Below are 26,611 nucleotides of genomic sequence, written 5' to 3'. Positions count from 1 at the left end.
TCGTTCCAAAAAATCGATGTGGCGCTCATGACGTAAAACGCGTTCCTGCAGAGAGGTTCACATGATCACCGTCAACGATCCCGGATGGGTGAAGCAATGACATTCGACGACGCCCGGCGGCACTCGACAAGCCCGCGACGAATTGGTCGCAGCCGCACCCGTGATTCGCACGCCTCGGCGGCTGGTGGCCGACATGGCCGATGAGACCTTCGCCGGCAAGACCGCGCTGGTGACCGGGGCTGGCCGCGGCATCGGACGGGCTGTGGCGTTGGGCTTGGCCTCCGCGGGCGCTGAATTGGCACTGCTTGCCCGCTCGCAGCCCGAGCTCGACGAGGTCGCAGAGCGTGGTAGAGCACGCGGTGCCCGAGTGGTGGTCGTGCCCACCGACCTCGCCGACCCGTCAGCTCTGCGGGATGCCATCCAGCACGTTCAGAACGAATGCGCTGCGATCGACATCCTGATCAACAACGCTGCGACGGTGCAGCCGATGGGACCCACCGTGAACGTCGACGTCGACGAGTGGGCATCGGCGATCGCGGTCAACGTGGTCGGCCCCGCCACCCTGACGCTGACGCTGTTGCCTGGCATGTGCGACCGACGGTGGGGCCGGATCGTCAACGTGTCGGCCAGAGCGGCGGTGGCGCCGTCGCAACTCCTCGGCGGCAATGCCTACACCAGTTCCAAGGCGGCGTTGGAGGCGCACACGTTGAACTTGGCGGCTGAAGTCGCCGACACGGGGGTGACGGTCAACGTCTTTCGGCCGGGGATCGTCGACACCGCCATCCACGACTGGGTCCGCAGTCAACCCGAAGAGCGCATCGGTGCCGCGATCCGCAACCAGTTCGTCCACTTCCGTGACGCGGGCATGTTGATCAGCCCCGAACAGTCCGCCGCCGCGCTGCTGGCCCGGCTCGGCGGCGACGGGACCGGACAGATCTGGGACGTCAACGACGACACGCCACGGCGCTGACCACCGGGTCCCAGCGGTGTCGGCAACGCCACCGCCCAATTCCCGTGAAATCGTCACGATGACGAATAACCCTGTGACGCTTACGCATTGGTGATCGCAACGAATACGCGGCGCGCACCACCAAACATTCGGTGGACGCCCCCGCTGCGAACGTCCATCGTGGAGGACGAACCAACGAAGGGACCAACTCCATGACCACCCAGATTTCCGCAGCACGACTCGGCGGCAAGGTCGCCCTGATCACCGGGGGCAGCCGAGGCATCGGTGCGGCCGTCACCCGTCGACTGGCCGCCGAGGGTGCAGCCGTCGCCATAAACTACCGCTCCGACGCCGAGGCGGCCCAGGCGCTGGTCGACGAGATCGCCGGCGGCGGTGGCCGGGCGGTGGCGCTTCCTGCCGACGTCAGCGATCCGGCACAGTCGCGGTCGGTCGTCGGCGACGTGGTCGACCAGTTCGGCGCACTTCACCTGTTGGCGAGCAACGCCGGTATCGAACACTTCGGGCCGTTGGCGTCGCTGACGATGGACGACTTCGACCGAATCTTCCACACCAACGTCGCGGGTCAACTCTTCGTGACCCAGGCAGCGGTGGCGGCGATGACGGACGGCGGCCGCATCGTGTTGACGTCGTCGATCAGCGCCCGCATTGCGGTGCACCATCACACGCTGTACGGAGCGAGCAAGGCCGCGGTCAATGCCATGGTGCTGAATCTCGCTCCCGAACTGGCCGAAGCCGGCATTGCGATCAATGCCATCGCACCTGGCGGTACTGCGACCGACATGGCTGCCGAACACGCCAAGAGTTACACCCATCCGGAGCTGGCGGACGTCGACCCCGACAAGGTAATGAAGAGCATGAATTCGCTTCGCCGCCTTGCTGATCCACAGGAGATCGCCGCCGCCGTAGCGTTTCTCCTGTCCGAGGACGCGTCCTACCTCACCGGGTCGGTACTCGACGCCAGCGGTGGGTGGATCTAGACCGGATCGAGGCGAAAGACGGGGCAACGGCCCGCCAACGCCTCGAATTCGTCAGCACTCCCCTGCGTGACGAGGCCGGACCGCTTGTAGAAGCCGACCCCTTGCGGCAACTTCGTCGGGAGCGCGCGCAGCACCGGGCGCGCGTCCTCGGCGGAGAGTTCGACGATGGAGACCCGATGAGAGGAACGCCCGCGGGTCAGCGTGCCCGCGCCTGCAGCCCGCGCGTTGAGGGCCCAGTCCGCCTTCGGGTAGCCCGCGACGGTGAAGAGCTGGCCGTCGACCTCGAACGGCGTGACGGGGGTGGGACGTGCCCGGCCCGACGTCCGGCCGGGCACCGTCAGCACGCGGACGGGTCCGGTGGGAATGCCCAACTTCTGGATGGCCATGTTAACCTTGTTCACCGGCTTGAGCCACCATGGCGGTGTTGGTTCGGACATCGGTCGTCTCCTATGAGTTGCGTGGATTACTTCGCGACGAGCACTTGGCCTTCGAGTCCGTCGGGATCGCGGAAGAACACGCTGCGGACGCTGCCGAAGTCGTTGACCTCGCCGTCACTGGCACCGTGGTCTCCTCCCTCGGTCCTTCGATCATGACCGCGCGGCCGTGAAAGCTCTGCGTCCCTTCTGCCGCCAAGACGACGGTGCCCCATCGGCCGCAGAAAGGAAAGGGGTCGTGCCGCTGCCCGTAGGTCGACGCGGCCATCAGAACGCTCGTCTATTACGTGATCGTGACGACCGTACGCCCGACGTCGACCCGTGCCCGGCCGCACGACCGTGAAAAGCATTGCGCTACAACATATTGAGTCAAGAAGCGTACCAACGGCGCGGACGTCGGGACTGATTCACCAGCCGCGTCTCCGCCGTTTGGCGGGCCAATAGCGGGGGAAAGCCGCGATTGCTCATCGCCGAACGAAGTGGAGCAGACCCCGATGATCGATACCGACTCTCGCCTCACCGCCCACACCCATCGCAGGATTGCGCTGCGTCGATGGTCCGCCATCGCAGCGATGAGCGCTGCCCTGGCGGCCGCTCCCCTGCTGGCGGCCTGCGGATCGAATTCCGGTGGCGGATCGACGAGTACGTCGACCACACCCAGCACCTCGACTTCGACGAGCGTGCCGGCGACCACCACGGGCGGGGCCGCTCCTGCGACCACGGCCGGCACGGCCACCCCCGCGCCGGGAGCGGGCGGTGGGTCCGGCGCCCCGGCCCCAGGGGCCAACGGTGGCGCCGTCGGCCCCACCGGTCCTGGCGCCCCGCCCGGGGACACGGACACGACTCGACCCAAGGCTCCCGGCGGCTCCGGTGGGACCGGCGGCAGCGGCAGCTCCGGTGGCGCCAGCGGTCCAGCCGGTCCCACGGGTTCCAGTGGTGGCAGCGGGTCGAGCGGCTCCGGAGGTACCGGTGGCGGCGGGGCCGGCGTATCCGGGGGCGCCGCCGTCGGAGGCTGACGGCCCGCCGCGCTGAGGCCCCTTACTCGGGCGGTCCGGATGCCACGATCTGCGCGGCGACGTCGACCAGGCGAGTGTTGGTGTCCTGAGAGAGCTTCTTGAGCAGTTCGAAGGCGCGCACGGCGTCGACGCGGAAGCGTTCCATGATCATGCCCTTGGCCTGGCCGATGGCGTCCCGACTCGCCAGCGCGGACTGGAACTGCGCTTCGCGGTCCTGAGCGATCAACACGATCGCCGCATGGGTCGCCAGCATGGCGCCGATGGCCTGGGCATCGGAGTCGAAGGCATTCGGTCGCGAGCTGAACAGATTCAACGCGCCCCGGCAGGTGGGCTGTTTCTGATGCGTGTAGAGCTGGAAGGACAGCACACTGTGCACTCCGGCCTCCACGGCCGCCGTGGCGAATCTCGGCCAGCGTTCGTCGTCTCGGAGGTCGTTCGACAACGCCATGGTGTCGCCGACCGCCGCATCGATGCAGGGACCTTCGCCGTGACGGTGTTGGATGCCGTCGAGTTCGGCGGCGACCGGCGACGTGGTGGCCACCGAGCGGAACTTCTCGGCGTGCTCGATGAGGAGCACATCGCAACTGTCGACTGCATCGATGAGATTCACTGCAGCAGTGGTGATTCCATAGAGAATCTCATCGACGTTGGTGGGGTGGGCGAACCGGTGGGTGAGGTCGGTCATCGCGTCACGCAGGGTTTTGGCGTACTCCGTGTCCGGCACGATGGGGGCCTTTCGAGACCAGGCTCAGACGGGTGTCCCGCGACCGACCCTTGCGGTCGGAAGGCTGGAGACTCAACGCTTCCCGCGAGCGCACGACGTACGGCACCGTGCCGTCCTGGCGAAACAGAACTTACTACTTCTGTGCGCCCAGGTTGCCGCAGCCCATGGCAAACGCGATGATTCCCGCATCGGCTCGACGTCACCGGGTGTGGGAAGACCGTGAGCGGGTAATGGCACGGGAGTTGCTCCAGACCCTGGCACCGTGACGACACGCATGGGACGAGGGGCGCAATGTCGATTGAACTGCCCAGGGCGGGAGTCGCTCCGTCGCACGAGTTGCCCGAGGATGCTCGCGCGGTGGAGGCTGCCGTCCGCGGCGACGGGTTGGCCGCCGCGTTCCAACCCATCGTGACACTCGGCGATGGCGCGACAGTGGGATTCGAGGCGCTGGCGCGCTGGCCGGCGTTCGAGGGCCTCAGCCCGCCGATGGTGTTCGAGCGCGCCAGAGCCAGCAACCAGCTCGACGAGTTGGACGCGCTGTGCATCGACGCCGCCATCACCCAGGCCCTCGATCATGGTCTGGGCCGAAAAGCCTTGCTGTGCATCAACTGTGAGCCGACGAGCGGCACTGCGTCCGCGGCGCGCAGTGCCGTCCTGGAACGCGGGCAGCGGGAACTACAGGTGATGTTCGAGCTGACCGAGCGCAGCCTGCTCACCCATCCGCATCTGCTGCTGCAGAAGGTCGCCTCGTTGCGTGACGCGGGTTTCGCCATCGCTCTGGACGACGTGGGAACCCATCCCGACTCGATGGCACTGCTCGACGTCGTCTCCCCCGACGTCGTGAAGCTGGATCTCGGCCTGGTGCAGTCCCAACCCGACGACGACCAGGCCAGGACGCTCTCGGCGGTGCTGGCCCACCACGAACGCACCGGTGCGGTGATCCTGGCGGAGGGCATCGAGACCGACGAGCATCTCGAACAGGCACTCGCCGTCGGCGCGACGCTGGGGCAGGGCTACAAGTTCGGCCGACCCGGCCTGATGAGCGACCACCCGGCGGCGGCGGGCTGGTCGCCACCTCCGTCGAGGAGGGAGCGACCCGGCCTCGCGTCGGGGTCGCCGTTCGACCTGATCGGGGATCACGCCCCGCTGCGGACCGGCAGGAAGCAGACCCTGACGGCGTTCTCCCGTCACATCGAAAGCCAGGCCCGCAACGCCGCCGACCCACCCATCCTGCTCACCGCGCTGCAGCGCGCCAAGCGGTTCACCGGGCGGACCCGCCGCGACTACCTCGACTTCGCGACCCGCTCCCCCCTCGTCGCCGTGTTCGCCGAGAACCTGCCGACCGATCTGGGACCTGGGGTGCGGCAGGTCTGCCTGGCCGCCGACGATGCGCTGGCCGCCGAGTGGACGGTCGTGGCCCTCGGCCCGCACACCGCGGCCGCGCTGATCGCCCGCGAGCACCCCGACAACGCCCTCCGCGGCCGCAGCGACGCGGACCGCCGGTTCGACTTCATCATCACCTATGACCGCTCGCTGGTAACCGCCGCTGCGTGCAACCTCCTTGATCGCATCCTCTGACCACCGGCTGGCCGAGGGAACGAAGCATGAACGCGCCGTACGAGCTCGACGCCGTCGTCACCGCGGCGGCAGCCAAGTTGATGGCGGCCACCGTTGGAACCGCCGTACAGATCAGCCGTGACGTGTTGGCCGACCTCGTCGCCCACCTCGACGTCGACGTCAGCTTCCTGCGCTACAACGACCACGGCATCGGCGCGTCGAGGCTCGTCGCCGAATGGCCGCCGCGATCCGCCGTGCCCCAACCGGATCCGCTGGCGCTGGTCTACTTCGCCGACGATCCCGTGTTCGCGCAGTGCGAGCACGGCAAGACCCCCGCCGTCTTCGGTCCCGAGCCGGCCAATGCCGACTACCAACGATTGATCGAGGCGGGCAGCAGCGTCCACGCCAGTTCGATGGCGGCGGTCCCGCTCGTATCCGGCGAAATCACTACCGGCACACTGGGATTCGTCAAGTTTGGCGATCGGCGGTGGCGACGCGAGGAGTTGAACGCCCTGCAGGCCATTGCCTCGCTGTTCGCTCAGGTGCAGGCCCGCATCGCGGCCGAGGAACAGCTCCGCTACCTCGCTCACCACGACGAGCTGACCGGATTGCACAACCGTCGCGGTCTCCTGGCGCACCTGTCCGAGCGCCGTCGGCAGCACGAACGCATCGTGGTCCTGTTCCTCGACCTCGACCGGCTGAAGAACGTCAACGACGATCTGGGCCATGCCGCGGGCGACGACGTCATCCGCGCCACCGCGGGCAGGTTGCACCAGGCGCTGCACCCCGACGACGTGCTGGCCCGCCTCGGCGGGGACGAGTTCGTGGCGTCCCTCATCACGCCCCTCGACGAGGCCGAGATCGCCTCGCTCACCGCGCGGGTGCACGCGTGCCTGGCCGAGTCCCTTCAGGTGGGGTCCGCCAGGCTGAGCATCGGGGCCAGTATCGGCGTCGTCATCGTCGGCCCCGACGATCCTCGCGACCCGGCGCGCATCCTGCGCGACGCCGACACCGCGATGTACGCCGCGAAGAACGACGGTGGCGGGAGGACCCACTACGTCGCCACGCCCGAGGCCGATTGCTCCCCCGTCGGCTCGCGACCGGAGCCGAGCGACGCGGCGGCGGTGATCCAGCAGGCGATCGGCGTCCTGCGGGCCCAGACCGGGGTGGCCACCGACGACGCCCTGCAGGTGCTCGAGCGGATGAGTCACGACGACGGCACCGAGCTCGCCGAGGTCGCCGGCCAGGTGGTGGACCGCGCCGTCGAACGTGCCGGCGGCATCGCGACCCCCGACCCGTAGCAAGGCCGCTCGCCCGTCGGCGCCGACGTGACGCGATCGACACCAGAGCTTCACCTCCGAGACGGCTCGGCGGACCCCCGAAACGCGGGGGCTTGGGTAGCCTCGACGCAAGGCCCGACCGCAGCAGCGGCGGCCCTGCCGACGGCAACGGCTCAACCTCGACAGCGGAGATGTCCTGAACGAGCACGGATCGGTCCCATGAGCGGCGCAGTCGCGCGTTCGACCAACGTCGAATCGACGGTCGACGACGACCCGCCAGCTATCCTGCGTGGCGACGACGACCTCCCGCAGGTGCTGGCCGACACCGTCACCGACTTCTTCCATGCCCCGCGCGCCAGGGGGCTCATCCACGTGGTGTGCGCGGTGATGGCGATCGTCGCCGGCGCCGTCCTGGTGCCGGTCGCCTGGTTGACCGCCTCGCCGAAGGCGGGTCTGGCAACCCTCGTCTACACGACCACGATCGTCGGCATGTTCAGCGTGAGCGCGGTCTACCACCGGGTGCGGTGGCGGAGTCTGGCGACCCGCAAGTGGATGAAGCGCGCCGATCACTCCATGATCTTCGTCTTCATCGCGGGCAGCTACACGCCGTTCGCGGTGCTGGCGATGCCGCCGCACACCGCCACCCTGGTGCTGACGATCGTCTACTGCGGGGCCGCCGCAGGTGTCGCGCTGAAGATGTTCTGGCCGTCCTCACCGAGGTGGGTCGGCGTCCCGCTGTACCTGGTGCTCGGCTACGCCGCGATCTGGTTCGCGCCCGTGCTGCTGGCCGGCGGCGGTCCGAGCGTGGTGGCGTTGCTGGTGGCCGGCGGCGTGCTCTACAACATCGGCGCCGTGCTCTACGGAGTGCGCTGGCCGAACCCGTGGCCTCAGACGTTCGGGTACCACGAGTTCTTCCACGCGTTCACCGCGGCGGCGGCCATCTGCCACTACGCCGCGATCTGGCTCCTCATCGTGTAGCGGGCGCGGCTACTTCAGCGGCAGGCCGGTGATCGCCCGGGCCATCACCAGACGCTGAATCTCGCTGGTGCCCTCGAAGATCGTGAAGATCTTGGCGTCACGGTGCATGCGCTCGACGGGATAGTCGCGCGTGTACCCGTTGCCGCCGAGGATCTGGATGGCCTCGTCGGTGACGTACACGGCGGTCTCGCTGGCGACGAGCTTCGCCATCGACCCCTCGGCGTTGGTGAACGGCAGGTTGTTGCGGGCCATCCACCCGGCCCGCCACACCAGCAGCCGGGACGCGTCGATGCGGGCCTTCATGTCGGCCAGCTTGAAGGCGACCGCCTGGAAGTCACCGATCTTGCGGCCGAACTGCTCCCGTTGCTGGGCGTAGTCCAGTGCGTACTCGTATGCCGCACGGGACACCCCGAGCGCCATCGCGCCGACCGTGGGGCGGGTCCTCTCGAAGGTCTTCATGGCCGCCTGGCCCGCCGAGCTCCGGCCCTCGCGCGCCTTGGCGATGCGCTCCTCGAACTTCTCCCTGCCGCCGATGATGAGGTTGCCGGGAATACGGACGTCGTCGAGTACGACCTCGGCGGTGTGCGATGCGCGGATGCCGTGCTTGGTGAACTTCTGACCCTGACTGAAGCCCTTGGTCCCCGGCGGGATGATGAACGTCGCCTGGCCGCGCGAGCCGAGGTCCGGGTGGACCGAGGCCACCACGATGTGCACGTTGGCGATGCCGCCGTTGGTGGCCCACGTCTTGGTTCCGTTGATCACCCATTCGTCGGTGGCCTCGTCGTAACGCGCGCGGGTGATGATCGCCGCGACGTCGGAGCCCGCCCCGGGTTCCGACGAGCAGAACGACGCCAACTGCGGCTCGGCGATCGAACCGAACATCTGCGGCAGCCACTCCCCGAGCTGCTCGGGTGTTCCGTTGGCGGCCAGCGACGCGGCGGCCAGACCCGTGCCCAGGATCGACAGCGCGATGCCGGCGTCACCCCAGAACAATTCCTCGAACACCGTCAGCATGCCGAGGCCCGTCGGCTCGGCCGCCTGCGTCGCGAACAGATCCACCGAGTAGAGCCCCACCTTGGCGGCTTCCTGGATGATCGGCCACGGCGTTTCCTCACGCTCGTCCCATTCCGCGGCGGCCGGTCGGACGACCTGTTCAGCGAAGTCGTGGACCCAGTCGCGGACCTCGATCACGTCCTCGGACAGTTCCAGTGAAAACGTCATGGCGAGAGGTCCTTTCGGCGGATTCCATCCGCGCGTCGGTGGCCGCGCGACGCGCACGTAGGCAACGACGTCGCTCTTCGGTGAACAACTGTACGCAGCCTCCGCCGTGCCGTCGAAGCGAGCCCCTGAGGAATGGACCACAATCCGAGGGATGACGACCGTTGAACCCTTCCGCATCGACGTGCCCGACGACGTTCTCGACGACCTGCGGCGCAGGCTGCACGCCACCCGCTGGCCGGAGCCCGAGTCCGTCGCAGCCGCGGCCGCCGGCAACCTCGACTGGAGTCAGGGCATCCCCCTGGCCTACACCCGAGAGCTCGCCGACTACTGGGCCAACGAGTACGACTGGCGCACGCGGGAGGCGGCGTTGAACCAGTTCGACCAGTACGTCACCGAGATCGACGGCCTGCCAATTCACTTCGTGCATCAACGATCTCGCCACCAGGACGCGTTCCCGTTGGTCATCACCCATGGCTGGCCGGGGTCGATCGTCGAGTTCCAGCAGGTCATCGGCCCGCTCACCGATCCCACCGCCCACGGCGGGAGTGCGCAGGACGCGTTCCACGTGGTGTGTCCGTCGTTGCCCGGATACGGCTTCTCGGGCAAGCCCGCCGAGACGGGCTGGAACACGAACCGGATCGCCAGGGCGTGGGACACGCTCATGGTGCGGCTCGGCTACGACCGTTACGGCGCGCAGGGCGGTGACTGGGGCGCGGCGGTGACCACCGACATCGGCCGAAACGTCGGCAGCTGCGTGGGGATTCATACGAACATGCCAACGGCGTCGCCGCCGCCCGGTGCGGCCGAGAATCCCAGCGACGAGGAGAAGGAGGCGCTGGCGGCGATGAAGTACTACCGCAACGTGGACTCCGGCTACTTCAAGGAACAGGCCACCCGCCCGCAGACCGTCGGTTACGGACTGGTCGATTCGCCTGTCGCACAACTCGCGTGGATCGTCGAGAAGTTCTGGTCGTGGACCGACTGCGACGGCCATCCGGAGAACGCGCTCAGTCGCGACGCCATGCTCGACGACGTAATGCTGTACTGGGTGACCGGGACCGGTGCGTCCTCGGCGCGGCTGTACTGGGAATCCCGGGCGGCCAGAGGATCGGGCGGGCGCGTCGAACTGCCGACCGGCATCGCATCGTTCCCCAAGGAGATCACCCGTCCCCCGCGGGCGTGGTGCGAGCCGAATTACCACATCACCCACTGGACGACGATGCCGCGCGGGGGCCACTTCGCGGCCTTCGAACAGCCCGAGCTCTTCGTGGAGGACGTTCGACGTTTCTTCGCCACGGTCCGTTGACCGCAATGCTCTACGGAGGGGTCAATTTCGTGCCAGACTGCTAGCTCCACGAGCCGCGTGGGCGGCTCGCCGTGCGTCGAAGGGGACGGCATGACTCCTTCGCCCTTGCGCATCGCCGCGGGTGCGTCCCTCGTCGCGGGCGGCCTCGTACTCTCGGCGGGCGCCGCCGCCCTGGCGGATTCGACGCCCGGTCCGACGGGGTCGGGACACGGCGCCACCGCCGCCGCGCCGGGCGCCGACCGGGCGGCATCACCCGGAGTCAGCAGTCATCCGACGGCACCGAGCGTGCCCCGCGGCGCGGCCGGGCACCGTTCCGCTCCGACGGCCACCGCCCCGCCGCCGGGTCGGACGACGACGACGGCAATCGTGCAGCGCCGCATGGCGACCGAGGACGTCTCCCCCGCCGCCGACGCCAGTACCGACGCCGACCCGGGGGCCGAGGCGGAGCCCTCGGCCGCATCCAGCGCGGCGACCCGGACCGCCCAGTCGACCGTCGACCAGGCGCCGATCACCGCCACGCAGGATGCCGGGACCTCCGCGTCCGACGCGACGACGGCGGCTGCGACCCCCTCGGCCGAGGACCCGGCGCCGACGTCGGATCAGGGCGAGCCGCCGGCAGCCGCGTCGGTCGCACCGCCGACCACGGTCGCGTCGGCGCCACCCGCCCAGACCGAGGGCGCCACGGACTACCCGACCGCACCGCAGGCCGATCCCGTGTCACCACCCGACCCCACGGTTGGTGACCAGGAGGTCGTCGTGACCGCCCCGCCCAGCCCCGTCGTCGAGCCGCCGCCGCCGCCGACGACGGTCGACGTCGCCGCACCGGCCCCCGCCGTCGAGCCGCCGCACGGCCGGCCCGGCGGCAACGTCCTGTCGCCGTTGCAGGTGATCCGCCTGCTCACCGGTGCGTCGTGGTCCTCCGCGACGGGCGGCGGAAGCGCAGCGGCCACGGCCCGCACCGCCGACGCGCCATCGCTGCTGACCGTGTCGCCGTCCCGGTGGACCGACACCGCACCCACGGCACGGGAATCCGGGCCGGCGCAGGCCCCCTCCGCGACCGACGCGACGCTGCCCAAGCAGCTGCGGGTCTTCTTCCACACCTACGGTCACCTCGTCATCGCGGCGTCCCTGACGGCCGTCGCGGCAGCCGCGCTGCCCGGCGTCGTCGGCATGGTGCTGCCGGCCCTGGCCGGAGTGCGCATCGGACGTCGACAGGCCAAGGCCGCCAGGGCGATTCGCGCCTCCGGGCTCGCACGCTTCGCGGGCTCGGGACCTCTTGGCATCGTCGCGTCGGGCTCGAGTGTCGTATACCGCCCCCGTCCGGGCGAGCCCGCCACCAGCCGCACGTGCGAACGCGTCGCCTGACACCGCCGAGATCGCTCAGCCCGTGGGTATCTCGTCCAGCCGGAACAGATGCCACTGCCACGGCCCCAGCTCCACGAACAGTCCATCGGCGAGGTCGTCGCCGGACCGGACCACGCTGAGCCCGGTGGTGGGGTCGGTCAGCCGGTGGGTGCGGCCGCGGACGTCGGTCAGGGGCACGCGGGTCAGGGCCCGGGCGGGCGTCGGGCCGAGGTTGACGACGACCAGCCAGCGCGCGTCACCCTGCCAGCACCACGCCACGAGGCGAGCCCAGGAGTCGTCGCCCGGCCACCCCGACGTCTGACACGGACGCCAGGTGCCGGTGCGAAAGGTGTCGTCGCGCAACGCATCCAACAGCGACCGGTGGAACGCGGCCAGTTCGGCGTCGACGTCCTCGTGCGGTCCGCGCCGCAGGAACACCGGCACCCGCACCTTCGCCCCGTCGAGCTGGCCCCCGTGCATCAGCCGCGCTCCCGTCTGGGTGAGCGTCGCCACCGTCGCGGCCTTCTCCCTCGCGGCGTCGAACACCGCGGCCGCACGGGGCTCGTCGTGGTTCTCGACGAACCGGACGAGGCGGTCCTGGAAGGCGGGATCGGCCGCGAGGTGCGCGCGGATGCCGGCGACGTCACCGTCGACGAGGCGGTCGTAGAGCCGCTTGTCGTAACAGAAGTCGAAGCCCTGGTCCTGCAGGAGTGCCTCCATGTCCCAGTAGGCCTCGGCGAGGAACGTGAATTCCGGGTGGGTGCGGTGCACCGCATCGATCGTGGCGGGCCAGTACTCGGCGTCGGGCGGCTCCCCGACGCGCTCTCCCCACGTCCGCGCGAAGACGTCGTTCACGACCAGCATCGCCATGTCGCACCGGACACCGTCGCACTGGTCAGCGATGTCGCGCAGGACGTCGACCACCGCTGCGCGCAGACCAGGATCGAATGCGTTGAGCTGCACCACGTCTCGCCACGCGGGAAAGTAGGGGTCGCGACCGTTGGCCAGTATGCGGCCGCCGACGTCGGTGAACGACTCGGGATCGTGGTCGACGTCGGCGGCGCTGCCCCGTACGAAGTACTCGGGATGGGTCGAGGTCCACTCATGGTCCGGCGCAACGTGATTGGGGACGAAGTCGAGCAGCAGCGCAATGCCCCTGGCGGCCAGCGCCGACCGGGCGACCGCCAGGCCGGCCCGTCCGCCGAGCTCCGGTGCGACGTCGTAGGCCCGGATGCAGTAGGCGGAGCCGATCACGTCCTCAGGCGCGTAGTCCGGCAGAGCCGCCCGGAAGGAGTCGACGAGCTCGCGATCGGCCAGCGCCACCGACACCCCGGCCGGGCTGCGCGTCCACACGCCCATCAGCCACACCGCGTCGAACCCGAGGTCGGCGATCGCGTCCCAGTCCGCCGCGGGCACCGTCGACAGGTTCACCGGCCGTCCGGTGCGAGAGCTCAGATCCGACAGCCACACCCAGGTGTCGAGCTCGTAGACGAACGGGTGGCGGGCGAAAGCCCACCGCCGCGGCGTGGACGCTGTGGAACGTGCCATCCGGTGACCGTAGCGGCCGGTCGCTCACAGCGTGGTCGGCTACCGTCGAAGGGGTTCCAGGCCCATGACGCCAATCTTCGGGGGTGCGGTGACCCTTCCCGTGCACACGGTCGCAGCCGTGACCGGTCAGCCCATCGCGCGCGTCGACGGCCACCTCAAGGTGACCGGAGCGGCGCGCTATGCCTCGGACAACCTGACCGTGCAGGACCCGGGACCCCACCTGCTGCACGCGGCGTTGGTGTGCAGCACCATCTCCCGCGGGACCGTCACGGCGATCGACGCCGCCGCCGCCCGCCGCGAGCCCGGCGTCGTCGAGGTGTTCGACCGGTTCCCCGGGCTGCACCTGCCGTTCGACGCGGGGGCCGTGGCCTTCTTCGGGCAACCGGTCGCGGTCGTCGTCGCCGACTCGATGGAGGCCGCCGCGCACGGGGCGGCGCTGGTCTCCGTGCGCTACGCCCCGGCGCCGAACGTGACGGACATCGACTCGCCGCAGGCGGTGGCACACCCCGGTGAGCATCAGCCCGACTACGCGCGGGGCGATCCGGACCGGGCGCTGGCGGCGGCGTCGGTGGTCTCGGATCTGACCTTCTCGATCATCCGCTACAACCACAACCCCATGGAGCTGCCGGCGACGGTGGCGAGCTGGCAGGGTGACCGGCTCACCGTGTGGGACAAGGCGCAGGGCGTCAACTCGGCTCAGGAGGCCTACGCCACGGCGTTCGGGATACCCGAGGATCACGTGCGGGTGCTGTCCCCGTTCATCGGCGGGGCGTTCGGCAGCGCGGGCAGCACCTGGCCGCACCAGCTGCTGACCGCGTTCGCCGCCAAGGCGCTGAACCGCCCCGTCAAGCTCGTCATGACCCGCCAGCAGGCCTACCAGGGAATCGGCTACCGACCGACGAGCCGACAGCGATTGGCGGTCGGCGCCAACCGCGACGGCACGGTGACCGCGATCGTCCACGAAGGACGCACGGAGTCCGCGCGCTACGCCTCGTTCGAGGACAGCATCACCGGCCCGGCGAAGTTCCTCTACGCCAGCCCCAACATGCGTTCCACCTACCGGGTGGTCCCCCTCGACGTCAACGTCGGATGTCCGATGCGCGGCCCCGGCGCCACCCCGGGTGCCTTCGTCCTGGAGTCCGGCATCGACGACCTCGCTCACCGGCTGGCGCTGGATCCCATCGAGCTGCGGCTGCGCAACGAGCCGACCCACGACCAGACCACCGGCCTGCCGTTCTCCACCCGCCGACTGCGCGACTGTCTCGTGCAGGGTGCGCAGTCGTTCGGATGGGATCGGCGCAATCCCACGCCGCGCTCGGTGCGCGACGGGCACGAGCTGGTGGGCATCGGCATGGCGGCGGCCGGGTACCGCGTCAACCGCAGTCAGTGCGAGGCCCTGGTGCGCATCAACGGCGACGGCACCGCCGACGCCTGCAGCGCGACGGGCGACATGGGCCCCGGCACCTACACGTCGATGTCGCAGGTCGCCGCCGACGCCCTGGGCATCCCCCTGCCGCGCGTCAGGTTCGCCCTCGGCGACAGCCAATTCCCCACCGCGCCATCGCATTCGGGTTCACGGACCATGGTCAGCGTCGGATCGGCCGTGGCACTGGCGGCAAACCAGTTGCGCGACAAGCTGATTCGCACCGCGGTCGTCGATCCCGCCTCACCCCTGCACGGCGTGTCGCCGCAGGACGTCTCGGTCGCCGACGGCCGGATGTTCGCGGCGAGGAATCCGGCGACGGGTGAGACGTATCAGGACCTGTTGGGCCGCAAGGGGTGGCAGAGCCAGGAGGCCAGGGCGACCTACACCCCCGACGACGCCGACACGCGGTTCTCGATGTACGCCTACGGCGCGGTGTTCGCCGAGGTCGGCGTCGACGAGGACCTGGGCATGGTCCGGGTGCGGCGCGTCTTCGGCTGTTACGACGGCGGCCGCATCATCAACCCGAGGCTGGCGCACAGCCAGGCGATCGGCGCCATGGTGATGGGCGTCGGCATGGCACTCCTCGAGGGCACCCAGATCGATCACCGCGACGGCAGGATCGTCAACGCGAATCTGTCCGACTACCTGGTGCCGGTGAACGCCGACATCCCCGCCCTCGATGCGACGTTCCTGCCCGGTGAGGACCAGGCGGCTGATCCGTTGGGCGTCAAGGGCCTTGGCGAACTGGTCATCGTGGCGGTGCCGCCGGCGATCGGCAACGCCGTCTTCAACGCGACGGGCAGGCGCGTCACCGACCTTCCGATCACCCTGGACAGGCTGCTCTAGGGCGTCGCCCGCCTAGCGGTTCAGCCACCAGATGCGGCTCGACAGGGCCGTCGCGAAGGTGCACCAGATCGGGTAGGGCCACAACGCGTTCGCCGATGGGCCCTTCGCGCGGACGGCCCGCCTGGTGAGGTCGGTGCTGCTGACGGCCAGCGCTCCCGCCACGACGGCCGACGCTCCGAGCTTGCGCTGGTTGAAGAAGAACCACGTCCAACTCCCGTTGAGGAGCAGGTTGAGCGCGAGCAACAGCGAAAACGTCCGGGCCCCTTCACGATCGCCGCGCGCCGACAGCTCGTCGATGGTCGCCGCGGACACGCCGGCGATGTCGGCGTACAGCAGAGGCCACACGATCGGAAAGGCTTGCCGCGGCGGCTGAAAGCTGGGCTTGCGGAGATTGGCGTACCAGTCCGACTGGACGGCAGGCCCGCTCGCGAGACCACCGACGACGGCGGTGGCCGCGGCGGCGGCACCGGTCTTCAGCACTGTCGATGCGCGCATTCGCACTCCTCTTCGAGTCGGTTCACCGCGGCGACCGCGGGGCGATCGCCTCGAGGGTAGCTCCGCGCTCGCGAGGAAGGGCCGGGCGGTCGCCTCGGGGAGCCGAGGCGACCGCCCTGCACCGATGGGGTTACAGCGGGACCCAGATTCCGAAGAAGTAGAAGCCCCAGGCGTTGTAGCCGGGGTCGAACACGGGGGTCTCGTCGTAGCCGAAGTAGTTCACCGGCCCGTAGTTCCAGAACCCACCGGGAGGCGGCAGGGGGCGATCCCAGCCGGCCCGCGGGGGTGCTCCCCAGCCCCAGGGAGCGGGTCCGTCACCCCAGGGGGCGCCGCGGAAGCCGCTGAAGGCGTCGGGCGGACGTGGTCCCCAGTCGCGGCCGTCGGGTCCGCGGGTGTTGCTGGGTCCGCCGGGACCACGGAAGTCACCGGGACCACCAGGACCACGGAAGTCGCCGGGCCCGCCGGGTCCGCGATCACCCGGGCCGCCGGGCCCGCGATCGTCGCCCGGACCACCGGGTCCGCCAGGGCCGCGGAAGTCACCGGGTCCACCGGGACCGCCGGGTCCACCTGGGCCGCCGGGGCCGCGGAAGTCGCCGGGGCCACCCGGACCGCCGGGGCCACCCGGACCGCCGGGTCCACGATCACCCGGGCCGCCGGGTCCGCCGGGGCCGCGGAAGTCGCCGGGGCCACCCGGACCGCCGGGGCCACCGCGACCCGGTCCTCCGCCGGGGCCACCACCTGGGCCACCGCCCGGACCACCGCAGATGGGCGGCACGCAGCCGCCACCGCCGCCGCCGGGTGCGGCGTATGCCACGCCGGTCCCGCCGGCCAGGAGGGCCAGGCCCAGCCCACCCGTCAGCGCGGCACCCGCGAGCGCATTCTTCAGGTTCATCGTCCTACTCCTATCCTCCGGAGCAATCACTCCGATTCACCCCGACGAGGCGACACTAGATAGGTTGCCTATGAACCAATCGAGGTGATCCTAAGCGTGAGCTGTGCAGAGCACGGAATCGTTCCCGACGAGGGCCTGAGCAGGTCGTCCGGTGGTGCGAGACCCGCGGATTCACCGGCCAGCAACCTCCTGGGCGAGGGATTCCTTCGTCGAGACGAGATTTCGACGCGGAATCGCTTGCGAAGGCACCCAAGATCGGCGATGGTTTAGCGACAGCGCACGGGCTGAGTCGGGTCATCTCGTCGAGGGGATCAGTTCGCGCCAATCATCGGGAGGTTCGTCCTGAGCGGCACAGACAGCACCGCCGTCGACAGCGCGACGGGTCGTGAACCGGCGACGCGCGGCGCGGCCCAGCAGCCGGTCATCGAGATCGACCACGTGACGAAGCGGTTCGACGACTACGTCGCGGTGGCCGATGCCGACTTCTCCATCGCATCCGGGGAGTTCTTCTCGATGCTGGGCCCATCGGGCTGCGGGAAGACGACCACCCTGCGAATGATCGCCGGATTCGAGACGCCCACCGAGGGTGCCATCCGCCTCGAGGGCGTCGACGTGTCGACGGTCCCGCCCCACAAGCGCAACGTCAACACCGTGTTCCAGCACTACGCCCTCTTCCCGCACATGACCGTGTGGGACAACGTGGCCTACGGCCCGCGCAGTCTCAAGCACGGCAAGGCCGAGGTGAAGCGCCGCGTCGACGAGATGCTGGAGGTCGTCCGCCTCACCGACTTCGCCAAGCGCAAGCCGTCGCAGCTGTCCGGCGGTCAACAGCAGCGGGTCGCGCTGGCCCGGGCGCTCGTCAACTACCCCAGCGCACTGCTGCTCGACGAGCCACTGGGTGCGTTGGACCTCAAGCTGCGGCACGTCATGCAGTTCGAGCTCAAGCGCATTCAACGCGAGGTCGGCATCACGTTCGTCTACGTGACGCATGACCAGGAGGAAGCCCTGACGATGAGTGACCGCATCGCGGTCATGAACGCGGGCAACGTCGAGCAAATCGGATCGCCCACCGAGATCTACGACCGGCCCAACACGGTCTTCGTCGCCAGCTTCATCGGCCAGGCCAATCTGTGGCACGGCCAGCAGCAGGGCAGTGACGGCGACTACGCCCGGCTCTCGGTACTGGGCACCACGCTGCGCGCCCGGCCGGGTGACACCACCATCGAGACGGGCGGCCAGGCCACCCTCATGGTGCGTCCCGAACGCGTGCGGGTCTCGATGGAGCGGCCGAGCGGCGACGTCGCGACGGTCTCGGCGACGGTCACCGACCTCGTCTTCCAGGGTCCGGTGGTCCGGCTGCAGCTCGCCGCCGTCGACGGCTCCCCGATCCTCGCCCACGTGGGTCCCGAACAGGATCTCCCGCTGCTGCGACCCGGCGACCCGGTGCACGTGAGCTGGACTCCCGACGCGTCGCTGATCCTTCCGGCCGCCGACATCCCGACGACCGAGGACCTGGAGGAGATGCTCGACGACTCCTGAGCACCGCGTCGAGCACGTGCCGTCCACTTACCCCCTCCCCCAGACCTCGTGAAAGGCATGACCATGGCCTCCTCGATCGACCCCTTCTCGAAGCTCGACGCCACCCCCACCAATCGCCGCCGCTTCCTCGGCGGCGGCGCCGCGGCCGCCGCGGCCCTGGTGCTGGGCCCGTCGTTCCTCGCCGCGTGCGGCTCGAGCAGTACCACCGCGAGCAGCTCGTCCTCCACACCGCCCGACGACGGGGCGCCGGCCACCGGCAACCTGCGGATCTCGAACTGGCCGTTGTACATGGCCGACGGTTTCGTCGCGGCGTTCCAAGCCGCGACCAAGCTGACCGTGGACTACAAGGAGGACTTCAACGACAACGAGGAGTGGTTCGCCAAGAACAAGGAGCCGTTGTCGCGCAAGCAGGACATCGGGGCGGACCTCGTCGTGCCGACCCAGTTCATGGCGCTGCGGCTCAAGCAATTGGGCTGGCTCAACGAGATCAGCGACACCCGGGTGCCCAACAAGAAGAACCTGCGCCCCGACCTGCTGAACAATCCGGACGATCCGGGGCGCAAGTTCATTGCGCCCTACATGTCGGGCATGACCGGGCTGGCCTACAACAGGAAGCTCGCCGGCCGCGACATCACCAAGGTCGAGGACCTGTGGGACCCGAAGTTCAAGGGCAAGGTCAGCCTCCTCTCCGACACGCAGGACGGGCTGGGCATGGTCATGCTGTCGCAGGGCAGTTCGATCGAGAAGCCCGACATCGGGGGTCTCCAGAAGGCCGTCGACACGGTCAAGGAACAGAAGGACAAGGGTCAGATCCGGCGTTTCACCGGCAACGACTACACCGACGATCTCGCGGCGGGCAACGTCATCGTCGCCCAGGCGTACTCGGGTGACGTCGTGCAGCTCCAGGCCGACAATCCGGACCTCGCGTTCGTGGTGCCGGAGGGCGGCGGCACGTGGTTCGTCGACACCCAGGTCATTCCGTACACCACCCAGAATCAGCATGCGGCCGAGGCGTGGATCAACTACGTCTACGACCGGCCGAACTACGCCAAGCTGATCGCGAAGACCCAGTACGTGCCGGTGCTCGCCGACATGACCGACGAGCTGAACAAGATCAACCCCAAGCTGTCGGCCAATCCGCTCATCGTGCCTCCCAAGGACTACACCGACAAGCTGCACACCTGGGCGGCGCTCACCGACGAGCAGACCCAGCAATTCAACACGGCGTACGCCGCCGTCACCGGCAGCTAGCGGGCTCGCCCATGGCAGGCGCCGCCAGCAGTAACCGCCAGCGCAGCAGGATCGCGCCCTACCTGATGATCCTGCCCGCGCTGGCGTACCTCCTGATCTTCTTCGTCGTCCCGTTCTGGTCGCTGTTCCGCACCTCGCTCTCGACGATGGGCGGCTCGATCTACTTGCCGCAGTTGACGTTTGCGTGGGACTTCGGCAACTACGGTCACGCGCTGTCGACGTACCAGGACCAGATCCTGCGGTCGCTGCTGTACGCCTTCACGGCCACGGTGGTCTCGCTGGTGATCTCCTACCCGTTGGCCTACGTCATCGCCTTCAAGTCGGGCCGGTACAAGAACCTGCTGCTGGGTCTGGTCGTGCTGCCGTTCTTCGTCACGTTCCTGGTGCGGACGCTGGCGTGGAAGACGATCCTCGCCGACGACGGCGTCGTGGTGCACACTCTCGGCGCGATCGGGCTGCTGCCGTCCGATGGTCGGCTGCTGTCTACCAGCTGGGCCGTCATCGGCGGGCTGATCTACAACTCGATGACGTTCATGATCCTGCCGCTGTACGTGAGCCTGGAGAAGATCGATCCGCGCCTGCTCGAGGCATCGCGGGACCTGTACTCGTCGGGCCCGCGCGCGTTCGGGAAAGTCGTACTGCCACTGTCCATTCCGGGTGTCCTGGCGGGCAGTCTGCTGGTCTTCATCCCCGCCATGGGCGACTTCATCAACGCCGACTACCTCGGCAGCACGCAGACCACCATGATCGGCAACGTGATTCAGAAGCAGTTCCTGGTCGTGAAGGACTATCCGGGAGCGGCGGCGCTGAGCTTCCTGCTGATGGCGATGATCCTCGTCGGCGTGCTGTCCTACACGCGGGCTCTCGGGACGGAGGACCTGGTATGACGATTCAGGAGGGCGCCGCGATCGTCGACGCCATCGACGGTCCACCCGCTCGAACCAGGCGCTCGATCCGGGGATCGGGCCGGTTCGGCGACGTCGTGCTCAGGGTGATCGCCGCGCTCGTACTGCTCTACATCTTCCTGCCCATCTTCGTGATCGTGCTGTTCTCGTTCAACAAGCCTGCGGGCAAGTTCAACTACACGTGGCAGGGCTTCACCCTCGACAACTGGGCCGACCCCTTCAAGTATCCGGCGCTGGCCCAGGCGTTGAAGATGAGCGTCGAGGTCGCGGCGCTGTCCACGCTGATCGCCGTGGTGCTGGGCACCCTGCTCGCCATTGCCCTGGTGCGTCAGCGCTTTCGCGGCAACAAGGCCGTCGAGACCTTCCTGGTGCTGCCCCTGACGGCGCCGGAGGTGGTGATGGGCGCCTCGCTGTTGACGTTGTTCCTCGACCTGGGTTGGGCGACCGGCTTCACGACGATCCTCATCGCTCACGTCGCCTTCGAGATCAGCTTCGTCGCGATGACGGTGCGGGCGCGGGTCCGCGGTTTCGACTGGACCCTGGAGGATGCGTCGATGGATCTGGGCGCCAGCCCCGCCCGGACGTTCTTCCGCGTGACGCTGCCGCTGATCGTTCCGGGGATCGTGGCGGCGGCGATGCTGTCGTTCGCGCTCTCGCTCGACGACTTCATCGTCACCTACTTCGTCAGCGGTTCGACGGTGACCTATCCACTGTTCGTGAATGCGGCCGTCAAGGCAGCCGTGCCGCCGCAGATCGACGTGCTTGCGACGGCCATCCTGGTGATCAGCCTGGTGCTACTGGCCGTCGGAACGCTGTACCGCCGCAAGCGCGTCGTCGTCTAACCGGCCGGCGCGAGCACGACCGCCGAGTTCTGGCCGCCCATGCCGAGCGACGTCTTGAGGGTGATCCCGGCGTCCATGGGAGTCGGGCCGTCCAGCAGTCTGTCATGTCCCGGTGCGACGGTGGGCGGTGCCGGGATCACGCCGTGCACGTAACCCATTGCCGCAGCGGCTAGTTCGACCGCCGCGGCGGCGCCCTGGCAGTGCCCGGTCAACGGTTTGACCGAGTAGATCTGCGGTCGGCCGTCGAAGATCTCGTCGAGGATGCCCGCCTCGGCCGTGTCGCACTGCTGGGTGCCGGGACCGTGTGCGTTGACGTACCGGACGTCGGCCGCGTCGACCCCCGACGTGTGCAGGGCCTCCCGGACGCACCCGTCGACGTGGGTGCGGGCGGGGTCGACCGACGTCACGTGGAACGCGTCGTGGGTCATCGCGCCACCCAGCAGCCTGGTGTAGGCGGCGTCGCCGCGCGCGGACAGCACGAAGCTCACCGACGCCTCCCCCACGGCGAAGCCCCGGCTGCCCTCCTGGAAGGGGCGGCAGGCGTCGAGGGGCTCGGCGTCGACCACGGCCACCCCCAGCTTGACGAAGTGTTCGACGTTCTCCGGAGTGAGCGACAGATCGGTCGCGATGAACACGACGTCGTCGACGATGCCCGCGTCCAGCCACATCTTCGCGGTGATCAACCCGGCGTTGCCCGACGCGCACATCGCCGAGACGTTCATGGCGGGGCCGTGAAAGTCGTTCTCCTGCATCAACATCGAGACAGGCGTCGACGGCATCAGGGCGAGATAGTCGCGCACCTTGCGCTGTCCGCCCTCGGCGACGTAGAACTGCCGCCACTCCTCGGACTCCGGCAGCACCACGGCATGCACCAACCCGACACGGCCGCCGGGCGTCCAGCCGCGGTCCCTGGCGTCGGTCATGGCTTCGCGTGCGGCGTACCGCATGGCGCGCGCCGACCGGCTGGCACCGTCACGCGCATCACCGCCCGCGGGTACGCGCGCCAGCCACGCGCCGTCACCGCCGGCGCCGTACCCCTCGAATAGTGCCGCGGCGGGCTTGCTGCTGAGCAGTCCGTCCCAGAGCGCCCCCGCGCCCCAGCCGTATCCCGTGACCGCACCGATGCCGATGATGTTCGTGGCGGTGTCATGCATGCTCGAGTCTCCCTTCGACGTGAGCGCGTCCAAGGCGGACGTCGCTACCACTGATTAACCGCTTGGCGACGGGTATTGACCAGTTGGACTAATCACCGGTCCCACCTGTTCTTCGCCAGCGCCGGTGTTAACGTGACCCGGGGCAGGACGAATGCGGTGGGATGTGGTGTGACGACAGCTCGAGACGACGGTGACCACGCGTCCGCGCCCGTCGAAACCCCGGATCAGCGCTACCGCAAACTGCTGGAGCACAGCCCCGACGCGATCTGCGTGCATCAGATGGGTCGCGTCGTCTACGTCAACGCCGCTGCCGTTCGGTGGATGCGCGCCACGTCCGCCGAGCAGCTGGTCGGACAGATGATCACGCAGTTCGTCCATGCGGATTCCGTGCCGCCCATGCTCAACCGCATCTCCGCGCTCCGGGAGCCGGGCGACGTGTCCGAGCCGTCGGAGGCCGTCATGCTGCGCTTCGACGCCACCACGCTCGACGTCGAGGCCGTGTCCGTGCTGAGCACTTGGAACGACGTGCCCGCCTTCCAGGTGATCTTTCGCGACCTGACCGCGCAGAAGGCCGCCCAGTCGGCCGTGCGGTACCAGGCCGCGCTGGTCGACCACGTCAGCGACGCGATCATCGCTACCACCGCCACCGGCGTGGTCACCAGTTGGAACCCGGCGGCCGAATGCATCTACGGCCGCGCCGCGGAGCGCGTCCTGCACCAACCGGTCAGCGAGGCCGTCGGCGCCGAATTGGACCCGCGCAAGATCATCGCCGCGGGGGGCACCGTCAGCGCGACGCACTACACGCCCCGCGGGGAGGCCCTGGCCATCCGCGTCTCGGCCGCCTCCATGGACGACGGGTTCGTGCTGCTGTGCTCGGATCAGACCGCCCTGCGGCGGGCCGAACGGCATTTCGAGGCGGTGGTCGCCACGCTCGACGAGGCGGTGCTGGTGCTCAGCCACACGGGTCGAATCCTGTCGACGAACCCGGAGGCGGAGCGGATGCTCGGCCCCTTGCCCGATGGTGCAGCGGGTTACGGCGACCTGGTCGGCCGCTGGATGAGCCTGCGCGACACCGTCGTGTACGACGATGCAGGCCACCCGCTCGAACCCGGGGCGCGACCGGTCCTGCACACTCTCGAGACCGGGGCGCCCTACGAGGGCGAGATGTTCGCACGCGAACGCACGGACGGCACGGGCCGCTGGCTGTCGGTGAACGCCCGCCGGCTCAACCCGGACGAGGGTGAGCGCTCGGCCGTGCTGGTGTGCTTCAGGGACATCACCGCGACCCGGTCGGCCGCCGAACGGCTGGTCCACGAGGCGACGCACGACTCGCTGACCGGGCTGCCCAACCGCGCGCACCTGGTGGCGACGGCCAAGCGGCTGCGGGCCGAGGGGAGCCTGGCCGCGTTGTTCTTCATCGACCTCGACGACCTCAAGAGCGTCAACGACTCCCTCGGCCACGACGCGGGCGATGCCGTCATCACCGCTGCCGCCCAACGCATTCGGGCTGCCGTGCGCCGAGACGACGTGGTGTGTCGACTCGCCGGCGACGAATTCGTGGTGCTGTTGGTGGGGTCGGCCCGGCACGCCGAACGTCATGATCTGACCCAGCGCATCGCCAGGGTGTTCGTCGAACCCATCGCCGTGGCAGGGGGTTCGGTGAAGATCGGCGCCAGCGTGGGTGCGGTCGAGGTCAGACCCGACGACGAGCGGGACGCCGCCACCCTGCTGCGCGAGGCCGACCGCGCCATGTACGCGGCGAAGGCCACCGGGCGGCGCACGGTGGTGCAGTCGGCCAAGCCCTGACGCATGGCGTGAGGTCAGCTCGCAGCGCTCTCAAGCAGCAGTGGCGTCCCGGTCCTCGTCGTCGTCGAGGCCGAAGCTCGCCAACGTGCGTGCGGCTCTTGCCATTTCGGTTTCGATGGCCTCGATCTGTGCGGGCTCGCCGTGGTCGGTGAACGTGTGCCGGTCCCACCACATCATCTTGGTCTGATACCGCTCGTCGGGGTACGGCGTCGCGGGGATGGGGGCGACCACCCCGCCGGAGGACCGCCACTGCTCGAGGATGTGCGCTGCCGACGTCGCCATGCAGAACTCGATGCCCAGCAGTTCCATGGCGTGAAAGCCGCTGCGCGCGATCATCTTCGCCCTGTTCTCGTTGCGCGAACCGCGGCTGGACAGCCAGGCCGCCTTCATCTCGAGGATGCCGAACGGGATGCGTTCGGAGATCATGGCGTGCACGGCGTCCTCGCCCGGCCTGCCGTGCCACTCGACCACGGCGTGCGACTCCTCGGGTGACCGCAGCGGGCCCTTGGCCCTGACTCCGCCGATCACGCGACCGTCGACGTCGGTCAGCGCCCAGAACAGCGTGGTGTCGTCAGCGCACCGGGCCACGTCTGCGTCGAGGGCGTCCCCGACTCCGAACCGGGCGTAACTCTTGACCGCACCGGTGTGGTACTCGGCGAACAACTCCGGTGCGGTGTGGGGGTCGGCAATGGTCATCGCGCACTCCCCTAGCGGATCCCACCAGGAGATGACTCCTCCGAGTCGGGTGGGGGTGAGGGTCGTGAGTTCGACGGTCGTCATGGCTCCCTTTCATGGCTGTCCGAGCTCTCTAAGCAATATAATACCTTTGGTATAAACAATGTCTAACCAGGAAATTGTGTCGCCATTTTGACGCATAGCAAATTATTTGCGACTGGCTGGTAGGTTTCTTTGCGGAGCCCGCAGCGCCATCTCGGCGGGCGGCATGGCCGGCAACGGTGCCGACGGGCGGTGGCAGCGCACGCGGCCTAGCGCAGCATCGAACCTCTTTATGCAGGCCCGAGTCTCGTCAGCGCCGCCTCAGCGGCCGTGTGGTCGCGCCGCCGGGTGGGATCACCGTCGATGATCATCGTTTGCCGGACTCATTCCGAATGATGTTTCGGGAACGGCATTTTCGTAGCTGCCCGCGAGGCGGTCGGTAGCTCGATACGCGACACGCCGGGCGGTCAGTTAACCGCGACGAGAGCCGGCGTCCGGGTGCCGGTGCGCGCGGCGCCGATCCCCGCGACGACGACGAGGCAGATGCCGACCAGCCCGGTCGGACCGGGGCGCTGCGCCAGCATCACGTATCCGACGAGCATCGCGAGGGCGGGCTCGAGGCTCATCAGCGTTCCGAAGGACGCGGTCGTCAGCCTGCGCAGAGCAAGCAGCTCCAGGGTGAAGGGGACGACGGGAAGCAGGATGGCCAGGCCCACCCCGACGAGCAGGATCTCCGGTGTGATGCGCGGTATCACCCAGTGCCCCACGGCCACCGTCGAGACCACGGCCGCGACCCCCATCGACACGGCCAGCCCGTTGACCCCCTCGACGCCGTCGCCGACCCGCTGGGTCAACAGGATGTACGCCGCCCAGCACACCGCGGCGGCCAGGGCACACGCGACGCCGACCGGGTCGATGGCACCCTCCCACGGCCGGGTGAGCAGCAGAACGCCGAGGGCTGCGACGCCCGGCCAGGCCAGGCGGTGCCTGCCCTCACCGCGGCAGACCGCGACGCCGAGGGGCCCGAGGAACTCCAGCGCGCTCGCCGTGCCGAGGGGAATCCGGCCGATGGCCGCCATGAACGACAGCGTGACGGTTGCGGTGACGACGCCGAGGACGACGCAGGTCAGCAGGGTGGTCTTGGTGAACGCCGATCGACGGGGGCGCACCACGATCACGAGCAACACGCCGGCCCAGGTCAGCCGCAGCCAGGCGGCGCCCTCCACGCCGATGCGATCGATCAGGCCGATCGCCACGACCAGGCCCACCTGCACGCAGGTCATCGACCCCAGGGCCATGAGGACGCCGGTGCGCGCGTGGTGAACGGTCATGCCGGTATTGAAGGCGATGACGACCGTTCGGGTCCACGTGATATTCGCGGAC

23 protein-coding genes are annotated in these 26,611 nt (G+C 69.0%); 14 read left to right on the top strand and 9 right to left on the bottom strand.

Annotated features, from left to right (window positions below):
* The first annotated feature begins 193 nt into the window (after window positions 1-193).
* Together G6N60_RS13800 and G6N60_RS13795 are read left to right on the top strand one after the other, a co-directional pair.
* The gene (locus G6N60_RS13800) at window positions 194-970 is read left to right on the top strand and encodes an SDR family NAD(P)-dependent oxidoreductase (protein WP_163738015.1); all 777 of its coding nucleotides are present in this window, start codon (window positions 194-196) and stop codon (window positions 968-970) included.
* 191 nt (window positions 971-1,161) lie between these two features.
* Window positions 1,162-1,947: an SDR family NAD(P)-dependent oxidoreductase gene (locus tag G6N60_RS13795; protein WP_163738013.1), complete on the top strand. Its 786-nt coding sequence runs from the start codon at window positions 1,162-1,164 to the stop codon at window positions 1,945-1,947.
* Here the strand turns inward: G6N60_RS13795 and G6N60_RS13790 are convergent.
* Window positions 1,944-2,384, bottom strand: a complete 441-nt coding sequence (locus tag G6N60_RS13790) for a nitroreductase/quinone reductase family protein (protein WP_163738011.1) — start codon at window positions 2,382-2,384, stop codon at window positions 1,944-1,946. The genes G6N60_RS13795 and G6N60_RS13790 overlap by 4 nt on opposite strands.
* Before the next feature lie 491 nt (window positions 2,385-2,875).
* Here G6N60_RS13790 and G6N60_RS13780 point away from each other — a divergent pair, with 491 nt between their 5' ends.
* On the top strand, window positions 2,876-3,397 hold the full coding sequence (locus G6N60_RS13780; RefSeq protein WP_163738008.1) for a hypothetical protein: 522 nt from the start codon (window positions 2,876-2,878) through the stop codon (window positions 3,395-3,397).
* Window positions 3,398-3,419: 22 nt separating this feature from the next.
* Here G6N60_RS13780 and G6N60_RS13775 read toward each other — a convergent pair whose 3' ends face one another.
* On the bottom strand, window positions 3,420-4,121 hold the full coding sequence (locus G6N60_RS13775; protein ID WP_246240648.1) for a GAF and ANTAR domain-containing protein: 702 nt from the start codon (window positions 4,119-4,121) through the stop codon (window positions 3,420-3,422).
* Window positions 4,122-4,412: 291 nt separating this feature from the next.
* Here G6N60_RS13775 and G6N60_RS13770 point away from each other — a divergent pair, with 291 nt between their 5' ends.
* From G6N60_RS13770 to trhA, 3 genes are all read left to right on the top strand, one after another.
* Window positions 4,413-5,699, top strand: a complete 1,287-nt coding sequence (locus G6N60_RS13770; protein WP_163738005.1) for a sensor domain-containing phosphodiesterase — start codon at window positions 4,413-4,415, stop codon at window positions 5,697-5,699.
* Window positions 5,700-5,725: 26 nt separating this feature from the next.
* On the top strand, window positions 5,726-6,979 hold the full coding sequence (locus tag G6N60_RS13765; RefSeq protein WP_163738002.1) for a diguanylate cyclase domain-containing protein: 1,254 nt from the start codon (window positions 5,726-5,728) through the stop codon (window positions 6,977-6,979).
* A gap of 198 nt (window positions 6,980-7,177) precedes the next feature.
* Window positions 7,178-7,936: a PAQR family membrane homeostasis protein TrhA gene (trhA, locus tag G6N60_RS13760; protein WP_163737990.1), complete on the top strand. Its 759-nt coding sequence runs from the start codon at window positions 7,178-7,180 to the stop codon at window positions 7,934-7,936.
* A 9-nt stretch (window positions 7,937-7,945) separates the two neighbouring features.
* Here trhA and G6N60_RS13755 read toward each other — a convergent pair whose 3' ends face one another.
* The gene (locus G6N60_RS13755) at window positions 7,946-9,157 is read right to left on the bottom strand and encodes an acyl-CoA dehydrogenase family protein (protein ID WP_163737988.1); all 1,212 of its coding nucleotides are present in this window, start codon (window positions 9,155-9,157) and stop codon (window positions 7,946-7,948) included.
* Between the two features lie 151 nt (window positions 9,158-9,308).
* Between G6N60_RS13755 and G6N60_RS13750 the strand changes: the two genes are divergently transcribed.
* On the top strand, window positions 9,309-10,463 hold the full coding sequence (locus G6N60_RS13750) for an epoxide hydrolase family protein (RefSeq protein ID WP_163737986.1): 1,155 nt from the start codon (window positions 9,309-9,311) through the stop codon (window positions 10,461-10,463).
* Window positions 10,464-10,553: 90 nt separating this feature from the next.
* The gene (locus tag G6N60_RS13745) at window positions 10,554-11,828 is read left to right on the top strand and encodes a hypothetical protein (RefSeq protein ID WP_163737984.1); all 1,275 of its coding nucleotides are present in this window, start codon (window positions 10,554-10,556) and stop codon (window positions 11,826-11,828) included.
* 15 nt (window positions 11,829-11,843) lie between these two features.
* On the opposite strand, the gene G6N60_RS13740 is transcribed toward G6N60_RS13745, so the two are convergent.
* Entirely contained in the window at window positions 11,844-13,355 is a 1,512-nt protein-coding gene (locus G6N60_RS13740; protein ID WP_163737974.1) for an alpha-amylase family glycosyl hydrolase, read from the bottom strand.
* Window positions 13,356-13,443: 88 nt separating this feature from the next.
* On the opposite strand from G6N60_RS13740, the gene G6N60_RS13735 reads away from it, so the two are divergent.
* Entirely contained in the window at window positions 13,444-15,627 is a 2,184-nt protein-coding gene (locus G6N60_RS13735; protein ID WP_372510923.1) for a xanthine dehydrogenase family protein molybdopterin-binding subunit, read from the top strand.
* A 12-nt stretch (window positions 15,628-15,639) separates the two neighbouring features.
* On the opposite strand, the gene G6N60_RS13730 is transcribed toward G6N60_RS13735, so the two are convergent.
* Entirely contained in the window at window positions 15,640-16,122 is a 483-nt protein-coding gene (locus G6N60_RS13730) for a TspO/MBR family protein (RefSeq protein ID WP_163737968.1), read from the bottom strand.
* A 130-nt stretch (window positions 16,123-16,252) separates the two neighbouring features.
* Entirely contained in the window at window positions 16,253-17,014 is a 762-nt protein-coding gene (locus G6N60_RS13725; protein ID WP_170312560.1) for a chitin-binding protein, read from the bottom strand.
* Between the two features lie 438 nt (window positions 17,015-17,452).
* Here G6N60_RS13725 and G6N60_RS13720 point away from each other — a divergent pair, with 438 nt between their 5' ends.
* The 4 genes from G6N60_RS13720 (at window position 17,453) to G6N60_RS13705 (ending at window position 21,551) form a co-directional block, all read left to right on the top strand.
* Window positions 17,453-18,553: an ABC transporter ATP-binding protein gene (locus G6N60_RS13720; protein ID WP_163737964.1), complete on the top strand. Its 1,101-nt coding sequence runs from the start codon at window positions 17,453-17,455 to the stop codon at window positions 18,551-18,553.
* A gap of 63 nt (window positions 18,554-18,616) precedes the next feature.
* Entirely contained in the window at window positions 18,617-19,804 is a 1,188-nt protein-coding gene (locus G6N60_RS13715; protein ID WP_163737961.1) for a polyamine ABC transporter substrate-binding protein, read from the top strand.
* Between the two features lie 11 nt (window positions 19,805-19,815).
* The gene (locus G6N60_RS13710) at window positions 19,816-20,691 is read left to right on the top strand and encodes an ABC transporter permease (RefSeq protein WP_163737958.1); all 876 of its coding nucleotides are present in this window, start codon (window positions 19,816-19,818) and stop codon (window positions 20,689-20,691) included.
* Window positions 20,688-21,551, top strand: coding sequence for an ABC transporter permease (locus G6N60_RS13705; protein ID WP_163737955.1), 864 nt, complete (start codon window positions 20,688-20,690; stop codon window positions 21,549-21,551). The genes G6N60_RS13710 and G6N60_RS13705 overlap by 4 nt, the downstream gene beginning before the upstream one ends.
* On the opposite strand, the gene G6N60_RS13700 is transcribed toward G6N60_RS13705, so the two are convergent.
* Window positions 21,548-22,705: a beta-ketoacyl synthase N-terminal-like domain-containing protein gene (locus G6N60_RS13700; protein WP_163737952.1), complete on the bottom strand. Its 1,158-nt coding sequence runs from the start codon at window positions 22,703-22,705 to the stop codon at window positions 21,548-21,550. The two genes, G6N60_RS13705 and G6N60_RS13700, sit on opposite strands and share 4 nt — an antisense overlap.
* A gap of 168 nt (window positions 22,706-22,873) precedes the next feature.
* Here G6N60_RS13700 and G6N60_RS13695 point away from each other — a divergent pair, with 168 nt between their 5' ends.
* Window positions 22,874-24,511 (top strand): sensor domain-containing protein, encoded by a 1,638-nt coding sequence (locus G6N60_RS13695; RefSeq protein WP_246240644.1) that lies wholly within the window; start codon window positions 22,874-22,876, stop codon window positions 24,509-24,511.
* Between the two features lie 30 nt (window positions 24,512-24,541).
* On the opposite strand, the gene G6N60_RS13690 is transcribed toward G6N60_RS13695, so the two are convergent.
* Entirely contained in the window at window positions 24,542-25,291 is a 750-nt protein-coding gene (locus tag G6N60_RS13690; RefSeq protein WP_163737949.1) for a hypothetical protein, read from the bottom strand.
* A 404-nt stretch (window positions 25,292-25,695) separates the two neighbouring features.
* Window positions 25,696-26,559, bottom strand: coding sequence for an EamA family transporter (locus G6N60_RS13685; RefSeq protein WP_163737948.1), 864 nt, complete (start codon window positions 26,557-26,559; stop codon window positions 25,696-25,698).
* Window positions 26,560-26,611: the final 52 nt, after the last annotated feature.

This window comes from Mycolicibacterium madagascariense (assembly GCF_010729665.1).
GTDB classification, from domain to species: Bacteria; Actinomycetota; Actinomycetes; order Mycobacteriales; family Mycobacteriaceae; genus Mycobacterium; species Mycobacterium madagascariense.
This window is presented reverse-complemented; position numbering and strand designations above follow the sequence as displayed.

Excerpts from the sequence above, each read along its gene's own strand:
- G6N60_RS13800 (WP_163738015.1), top strand. The coding sequence starts at position 194 with ATGGCCGATGAGACCTTCGCCGGCAAGACCGCGCTGGTGACCGGGGCT.
- G6N60_RS13795 (WP_163738013.1), top strand. The coding sequence starts at position 1,162 with ATGACCACCCAGATTTCCGCAGCACGACTCGGCGGCAAGGTCGCCCTG.
- G6N60_RS13790 (WP_163738011.1), bottom strand. The coding sequence starts at position 2,384 with ATGTCCGAACCAACACCGCCATGGTGGCTCAAGCCGGTGAACAAGGTT.
- G6N60_RS13780 (WP_163738008.1), top strand. The coding sequence starts at position 2,876 with ATGATCGATACCGACTCTCGCCTCACCGCCCACACCCATCGCAGGATT.
- G6N60_RS13770 (WP_163738005.1), top strand. The coding sequence starts at position 4,413 with ATGTCGATTGAACTGCCCAGGGCGGGAGTCGCTCCGTCGCACGAGTTG.
- G6N60_RS13765 (WP_163738002.1), top strand. The coding sequence starts at position 5,726 with ATGAACGCGCCGTACGAGCTCGACGCCGTCGTCACCGCGGCGGCAGCC.
- trhA (WP_163737990.1), top strand. The coding sequence starts at position 7,178 with ATGAGCGGCGCAGTCGCGCGTTCGACCAACGTCGAATCGACGGTCGAC.
- G6N60_RS13755 (WP_163737988.1), bottom strand. The coding sequence starts at position 9,157 with ATGACGTTTTCACTGGAACTGTCCGAGGACGTGATCGAGGTCCGCGAC.
- G6N60_RS13750 (WP_163737986.1), top strand. The coding sequence starts at position 9,309 with ATGACGACCGTTGAACCCTTCCGCATCGACGTGCCCGACGACGTTCTC.
- G6N60_RS13745 (WP_163737984.1), top strand. The coding sequence starts at position 10,554 with ATGACTCCTTCGCCCTTGCGCATCGCCGCGGGTGCGTCCCTCGTCGCG.
- G6N60_RS13740 (WP_163737974.1), bottom strand. The coding sequence starts at position 13,355 with ATGGCACGTTCCACAGCGTCCACGCCGCGGCGGTGGGCTTTCGCCCGC.
- G6N60_RS13730 (WP_163737968.1), bottom strand. The coding sequence starts at position 16,122 with ATGCGCGCATCGACAGTGCTGAAGACCGGTGCCGCCGCCGCGGCCACC.
- G6N60_RS13725 (WP_170312560.1), bottom strand. The coding sequence starts at position 17,014 with ATGAACCTGAAGAATGCGCTCGCGGGTGCCGCGCTGACGGGTGGGCTG.
- G6N60_RS13715 (WP_163737961.1), top strand. The coding sequence starts at position 18,617 with ATGGCCTCCTCGATCGACCCCTTCTCGAAGCTCGACGCCACCCCCACC.
- G6N60_RS13710 (WP_163737958.1), top strand. The coding sequence starts at position 19,816 with ATGGCAGGCGCCGCCAGCAGTAACCGCCAGCGCAGCAGGATCGCGCCC.
- G6N60_RS13705 (WP_163737955.1), top strand. The coding sequence starts at position 20,688 with ATGACGATTCAGGAGGGCGCCGCGATCGTCGACGCCATCGACGGTCCA.
- G6N60_RS13700 (WP_163737952.1), bottom strand. The coding sequence starts at position 22,705 with ATGCATGACACCGCCACGAACATCATCGGCATCGGTGCGGTCACGGGA.
- G6N60_RS13690 (WP_163737949.1), bottom strand. The coding sequence starts at position 25,291 with ATGACGACCGTCGAACTCACGACCCTCACCCCCACCCGACTCGGAGGA.
- G6N60_RS13685 (WP_163737948.1), bottom strand. The coding sequence starts at position 26,559 with ATGACCGTTCACCACGCGCGCACCGGCGTCCTCATGGCCCTGGGGTCG.